We start from the raw sequence: 5,758 nt of genomic DNA, 5'->3' as shown, positions 1-5,758 counted from the left end.
ACCGTCGGGTGGCGGGCCCGCGGCGTCTCGTCGGTCGGCTGCGTCAGCGGGTCGGGGCCGGGCGGTACTGCCAGGGCCAGCGGGGCGGGTTGGTGCGCTCGGCGACCCGCCGGTACAGCAGCCCGATGGCGGCGGCGACGGTCGCCGGGTCCTCGACGGCGCTCATGTGGCCGGCCGCGGGGACGACGGTCAGCGCGCCGTCCCGCGCGGCGTGCACCATGTGCTCGGCCTCGACCAGCGGGGTCACCTGGTCCTCCGCCCCGACCACCACGGAGACGGGGCCGTCGAAGGTCCGCAGCACGTCGGTACGGTCCGGGCGCGCCGCCATCGCGCGCTGCGCCCAGGCGACGCCCGAGGGCGACTGCGCGCGGATCCAGGACTCCAGCAGCGGGAAGAGGTTCCGCCGCTTCTCCACGCTCGTCGGCCCGAGCAGCGTGCCGGGCATGCTGAGGACCGGGTCGAGCGTCTGGTCCTCCGTGACGGCGGCCGCGATCCGCAGCCGGTTCGCGCGCGCGGCGTCGAGGTCGGCGGTCGACTTGGTGTCGACGAGCCCGAGACCGACGACGAACCCCGGGTGCCGCTCCGCCAGGGCGAGCGCCACGTAGCCCCCCATCGACAGGCCGACGACGACCGCGTTGCCCTCACCCTGCTCCCGCATGGTGTGGTGCACGGCGTCGGCGACGTCCTCGAGCCGCGGCGGGATGCCGCCGAGGTCGGAGTGCCCCTGGCCGGGCAGGTCCACGCCGATGGCGCGCACCCCCTCGGGCAGGGCCTGCGCCGCTGCCGCCCACATGCGGTGGTCCAGCGGGAAACCGTGCAGCAGCACGACCGGCGTGCCCGCCCCGTCGTGGAGCGGGTAGGTCGCCAGGAGCGCAGAGGTGGTGGTCATCGTCGACTCCTCGTCATCGCCTTGTCATCAGGACAACCTCATCGCGGCACCGTCTCGGCCGTCCGCACCTCGCCGTCGTAGTGCGTGGGCAGAGCGGCGTGGCCGGGCAGCACGTGCCCGACGATCTCGTCGAGGACCCGGCGCACCGCCGGCTCCCCGACCCACAGGTGCTTCGCGCCGTCGACGCCGATCACCTCGGCCTGCGGCACGCGCGCGAACCGCCGACGGGCCTCGTCGGGCCGCAGGTAGTCGTCGTGCTCGGGCACCAGGACCACCAGCGGCCGGCCGAACTCGGCCCAACGGTCGAGGTCGGCGTCCGTGGCACGGTGCAGCGGGGGCGACAGCAGGATCGCGCCCTCGACGGCAGGGTCGGTGCCGTGCTTGAGCACCAGCTCGGTGCCGAACGACCACCCGACGAGCCACGGGCGCGGCAGCTCGCGGAACTCGGCGAGCTCGATCGCGGCGGCGACGTCGTACCGCTCCGCCTCGCCGCCGTCGAACGCGCCGTCGGACGTGCCGCGCGGCGACGACGTGCCGCGGGTGTTGAAGCGCAGGACGGCGAGGTCCGCGAGCGCGGGGAGGCGCCAGGCCGCCTTCCGGTAGACGTGCGAGTCCATGTAGCCGCCGTGCGTGGGCAGCGGGTGGAACGTGAGGAGGGTCGCGACCGGGTCCCGGTCGGCCGGGAGGGCGAGCTCGCCGACGAGCGTGAGCCCGTCCGCGGTGTGCAGCTCGACGTCCTCGCGGCGGGCGGGGAGCATCGTGAGGGAGCGGATCTGGTGGCCGGTGTCCTGCCCGGCGTCACGGCCCGCTGCGTCGTCCATGGTGTCGTCGTTCATCGCGTCCAGCGTAGTTCGGCCGGGCGCTCCTGGCCGGTCCTGCGGCGCCGTTCAGCGCAGCCGGGCCCGGCGCTCCCAGCAGGACGAGTGCCAGTGCCGACGGTCCTCGAGGCCCGCGGCCTCGCCGCCGACGACGTCGCGCTGCCAGGCGACGACGTGCGGCGTGCCGGCCGGGATCTCCTGGCGGCACGCGGGGCAGCGGTAGGCCTTGTCGCCGCCGCGCAACCGGCGCACCGTCCACTCGCCGTCCGCCGCGCTCTCCCGCCGGACGCCGCCGAGGGCGCGGTCGAGGTCGAGGGGCGGGGTCTCCGCCCCCCAGGGGCGCTTGCGGGAGGGTCGGCGGGACGGCATGGCAACCATTGTCGCGCGACGCGGGCCGGACCGGTCCGCCCGGCCGGTGCCCCGGCGGACCCTGGACGGCGCGGTCAGGTCGGGCCGTTACAGTGGCCCGGTTCGTCCCCGCCGACCGAAGGACTCCCCGTGAAGCTCCGCACGTCCGCCGCCGCTGCAACGCTGGCGCTGGCCGCGGCCCTGACCCTGACCGCCTGCGCCGACGACTCCTCCGGCGACGGCGCCACGCCGTCGGCCTCCGCGTCGTCGTCCCCGGCCACCGAGGCTCCCGAGCCGACGAAGGAGGACGTCGCCGCGCTCGAGACCGTGAAGGTCGAGGGCAAGGCCGGCGCGGAGCCGAAGGTGACCTTCAAGACGCCGCTCGAGGTCTCGGTGCCCACGTCGCGCGTGATCGACGAGGGCGACGGCGCCGACCTCGCCGAGGGCATGAAGATCACCATGGACACCGTCGCCTTCCTCGGCACCGACGGCTCCACCCAGGGGTCCACCTGGGAGCAGAAGGCCCCGCAGAGCTTCATCCTCGGCGACGCGAACTACGGCGTGCTCACCGAGCCGCTGACCGGACAGAAGGTCGGGACGCGCCTCCTCGTGGCCAACCCCGTGCAGGGGCAGGACGGCTCGACGGCCACGATGGTCAACCTCGTCGAGATCACCGACGCGACGAAGATCCCGACGCGCGCCGAGGGCACGGCCGTCGAGCCCGAGAAGGGCCTGCCGACGGTCACGCTCGACGACTCCGGCAAGCCCTCGGTGAAGATCCCCGACGGCTACGAGGCGCCCAAGGACCTCGTCGCTCAGACCCTCATCAAGGGCGACGGCGCCAAGGTCAAGAAGGACCAGACGGTCACCGCGCAGTACACGGGCTGGACGCTCGACGGCAAGTCGTTCGACTCCTCGTGGGACCGCGGCACGCCGAGCTCGTTCTCGCTCCAGCAGGTCATCCCGGGCTGGACGGACGGCCTCGCCGGCCAGACCGTCGGCAGCCAGGTGCTGCTCGTCATCCCCGCCGACCAGGCGTACGGCGCCGAGAAGAGCGACGACAACGAGCTCGCCGGGCAGCCGCTCGTCTTCGTCGTGGACATCCTCGACGCGCAGTGATCCCGCGCCGTCGTCGTGACGTCCCGCACCTACCGACCACGGCCCCCCCCGCCCGTCTCCCCCCCACCCCCCCGCGCCGGGGGCCCCGCCGCGTGTGTGCTGGGCCACCCCCCCCGCGCGGCTGCCCCCCGCGCCGTCGGGCTGCCCCCCCCCCCCGCCCCCCCCACGGCCGCGCCGGCCGGCCGCAGGCCAGCAGCAGGTCAGCCCCACCCCGACGGCGGGCCCCCGGTCACGGGGGCCCGCCGTCGCGCGTAGTCTCGGGTGCCATGAGCGCAGAGCCCACCCCCGCCGAGCCGCCCGTGCCCGCCGACGCCGGCGCCGTCCCCGAGCGCGAGGTCCTCACCTGGACCCTGCTGCCCGTCGCGATCCGCGAGCTCGCGCAGCAGGTCGTCGACAGCGGCTTCCTGCCCGACGTCGTGATCGCCGTCGCGCGCGGCGGCCTCGTGCCCGGCGGCGCGATGGCGTACGCCCTGGGCACCAAGGGCGTGGGCACGATGAACGTCGAGTTCTACACCGACATCGGCAAGACGCTGGACGACCCGCGCGTGCTCCCGCCGCTCATGGACACGTCCGAGCTGCCCGGCTCGAAGGTGCTCGTGGTGGACGACGTCGCCGACTCCGGCCGCACCCTCGCGCTCGTCATGGACCTGCTGGCGAAGCAGGGGGCCGACGCCCGGTCGGTGGTGCTCTACACCAAGCCCCGCACGATCATCCGGCCCGACTACTCGTGGCGCGACACCGACCTGTGGATCACGTTCCCGTGGTCGGCCGAGCCCCCGGTGACGGGCGCGCACTCGGCCGACGTCTGAGCTCCGTCACGCCGCGCGGGCGAACAGCTCGCGCGCGCGGTCGACGACGAGGTCCGGACGCTCGTCGACCATGAAGTGCGAGACGCCGGGGAGCACGTCGACGACGAGGTCGTCGGCGTGCTCCTCGTACCCGCCGAGCAGGGCGGGATCGCTGAGGATGTCGTTCTCGCCGAGCAGCGCGACGGCCGGCGTGGTCAGGTGCTGGTCGCGGTAGGCGCCGCGCAGGACCGCCCACAGCTCGCGCCGCACGAAGTCGCGGCAGAGCGCCGACCCGGCGCGCGCGCCCGCGGGGTGACGCAACGGCGCGAGGTAGGCCTCGACGTCGGACTCCGTCATCACGGGCGCGTCGCTGCCGTACTCCTGCAGCAGGTGGCGCGGCAGCCGTTGCCGGCCCCGCGACAGGGCCCGCGGGCCGGTCAGCCGCGAGGCGACGACCACCTGGAACCAGGTGTGCCGCAGCATCAGCAGCAGCCGCGGGTCGAACCGCAGCCACAGGTGAGGCACGCCCATGCTCAGCAGCGAGGCCGCGCGGTCGGGGTGCTCGAGGCAGAGGTGGAAGCCGACCAGCGCGCCCCAGTCGTGGGCGACGACGTGCACCCGGTCGAGGCCCAGCGTGTCGAGCAGGCCGACGACGTCGGCCAGGAGGCGGTCGCGCGTGTAGCCGTCCGGCGGGGCGTCGGTCCAGCCGAACCCGCGCAGGTCGGGGCACACGACGTGGTGGTCGGCGGCGAGCGGGCCGATCGTCCCGCGCCACTCCCACCAGTGCTCCGGGAACCCGTGGAGCAGCAGCACCGGGTCACCGGTCCCCTGCTCGACGACGTGCATCGCGAGCCCGTCGACGTCGACCCGTCGATGGGTGACGCCGGCGAGCTCCGGCATCGGCACGTCGGCCGTCGCCTCGGGCCGCACCGAGGCGGCCCGCCCCTCGCCCACCCTGTTCTCGTCCATCCCTCGACGGTACTACGTCCATAGTGTCGTGTCACTATGTCTGTAGTAGCTGGGTTAGGGTGCCGTCGTGACCACCGCCCTCCCGCCCCGACGCCGCGCGCTCGACGCGGCCGTGGACCTGCTCGGCACCGAGGGGCTCCGCGCCCTCACCCACGGCCGCGTCGACGAGCGCGCCGGGCTCCCCCGCGGCTCGACGTCGAACTACTTCCGCACCCGCGCCGCCCTGCTGGCAGGAGTCTCCGACGAGCTCGCCGCCCGCGACCTGGCGGGCCTGTCCGACGCGCCGGAGCCCCGGTCGGCGGCGGACTTCGTCGACATTCTGTGCGCCGGCTTCGCGCAGGCGACCGGCCCCGACCGCGCCACCACGACCGCCCGACTCGTCCTCTTCCTCGAGGCGAGCCACGACCCCGACCTGCGCGGGCGCGTCAACCGCGGCCGCGAGGCCCTCCTCGACTGGGGCGAGCGGATCGTGGGCCGGCTCGGCGCGGCCGACCCGCGCGCGGCGATGATCGCCGTCTCCGGCGCCTACGAGGGCCTGCTGCTGCACGCGATCGCCCGCCACGACCCGACCGACCCGCGCCCTCCCCTCACCCTCGTCGTCGACGCCGCGCTGGCGACGCCGAGGTAGTACCAGACCCGCCGAGGTAGGACCAGACCCGCCGAGGTAGTACGCGATCTGCCGAGGTAGCGCGAGAGGGGGGGGCCCCCCGCGGTGGGGGGCCCCCCCACCCCCCCCCCCCCCGGGGGCGTAATGCCAAAACGCGGAGACCGGGGGGCCCCGCGTGGCGGAAGAGTAAACAGAAACCCCCCCCCCCGAAGAATGATGT

Annotated in this window: 7 protein-coding genes; 3 read left to right on the top strand and 4 right to left on the bottom strand. The window is 75.0% G+C overall.

What is annotated here, in order from left to right; translation table 11 throughout:
* Nucleotides 1-43 precede the first annotated feature (43 nt).
* From ACFQ8T_RS20875 to ACFQ8T_RS20865, 3 genes are read right to left on the bottom strand one after another with little or no spacing between them, the layout of a single operon-like run.
* On the bottom strand, nt 44-889 hold the full coding sequence (locus ACFQ8T_RS20875) for an alpha/beta fold hydrolase (RefSeq protein WP_430548381.1): 846 nt from the start codon (nt 887-889) through the stop codon (nt 44-46).
* Between the two features lie 38 nt (nt 890-927).
* The gene (locus ACFQ8T_RS20870) at nt 928-1,725 is read right to left on the bottom strand and encodes an alpha/beta hydrolase (protein ID WP_430548380.1); all 798 of its coding nucleotides are present in this window, start codon (nt 1,723-1,725) and stop codon (nt 928-930) included.
* A gap of 51 nt (nt 1,726-1,776) precedes the next feature.
* Entirely contained in the window at nt 1,777-2,076 is a 300-nt protein-coding gene (locus tag ACFQ8T_RS20865; RefSeq protein ID WP_430548379.1) for a hypothetical protein, read from the bottom strand.
* Between the two features lie 129 nt (nt 2,077-2,205).
* Between ACFQ8T_RS20865 and ACFQ8T_RS20860 the strand changes: the two genes are divergently transcribed.
* Nucleotides 2,206-3,174: an FKBP-type peptidyl-prolyl cis-trans isomerase gene (locus ACFQ8T_RS20860; RefSeq protein ID WP_430548378.1), complete on the top strand. Its 969-nt coding sequence runs from the start codon at nt 2,206-2,208 to the stop codon at nt 3,172-3,174.
* A gap of 266 nt (nt 3,175-3,440) precedes the next feature.
* Nucleotides 3,441-3,983 (top strand): phosphoribosyltransferase, encoded by a 543-nt coding sequence (locus ACFQ8T_RS20855; protein ID WP_430548377.1) that lies wholly within the window; start codon nt 3,441-3,443, stop codon nt 3,981-3,983.
* 6 nt (nt 3,984-3,989) lie between these two features.
* On the opposite strand, the gene ACFQ8T_RS20850 is transcribed toward ACFQ8T_RS20855, so the two are convergent.
* Entirely contained in the window at nt 3,990-4,931 is a 942-nt protein-coding gene (locus tag ACFQ8T_RS20850) for an alpha/beta fold hydrolase (RefSeq protein WP_430548376.1), read from the bottom strand.
* Between the two features lie 67 nt (nt 4,932-4,998).
* Between ACFQ8T_RS20850 and ACFQ8T_RS20845 the strand changes: the two genes are divergently transcribed.
* A complete protein-coding gene (locus ACFQ8T_RS20845) occupies nt 4,999-5,559 on the top strand; it encodes a TetR/AcrR family transcriptional regulator (RefSeq protein ID WP_430548375.1) in 561 nt (186 codons plus the stop codon).
* The last annotated feature ends 199 nt before the right edge of the window (nt 5,560-5,758 follow it).

It is taken from the genome of Isoptericola sp. NPDC056618, from assembly GCF_042792715.1.
Lineage (GTDB): Bacteria > Actinomycetota > Actinomycetes > Actinomycetales > Cellulomonadaceae > Isoptericola > Isoptericola nanjingensis.
This window is presented reverse-complemented; position numbering and strand designations above follow the sequence as displayed.

Excerpts from the sequence above, each read along its gene's own strand:
- ACFQ8T_RS20875 (WP_430548381.1), bottom strand. The coding sequence starts at position 889 with ATGACCACCACCTCTGCGCTCCTGGCGACCTACCCGCTCCACGACGGG.
- ACFQ8T_RS20870 (WP_430548380.1), bottom strand. The coding sequence starts at position 1,725 with ATGAACGACGACACCATGGACGACGCAGCGGGCCGTGACGCCGGGCAG.
- ACFQ8T_RS20865 (WP_430548379.1), bottom strand. The coding sequence starts at position 2,076 with ATGCCGTCCCGCCGACCCTCCCGCAAGCGCCCCTGGGGGGCGGAGACC.
- ACFQ8T_RS20855 (WP_430548377.1), top strand. The coding sequence starts at position 3,441 with ATGAGCGCAGAGCCCACCCCCGCCGAGCCGCCCGTGCCCGCCGACGCC.
- ACFQ8T_RS20850 (WP_430548376.1), bottom strand. The coding sequence starts at position 4,931 with ATGGACGAGAACAGGGTGGGCGAGGGGCGGGCCGCCTCGGTGCGGCCC.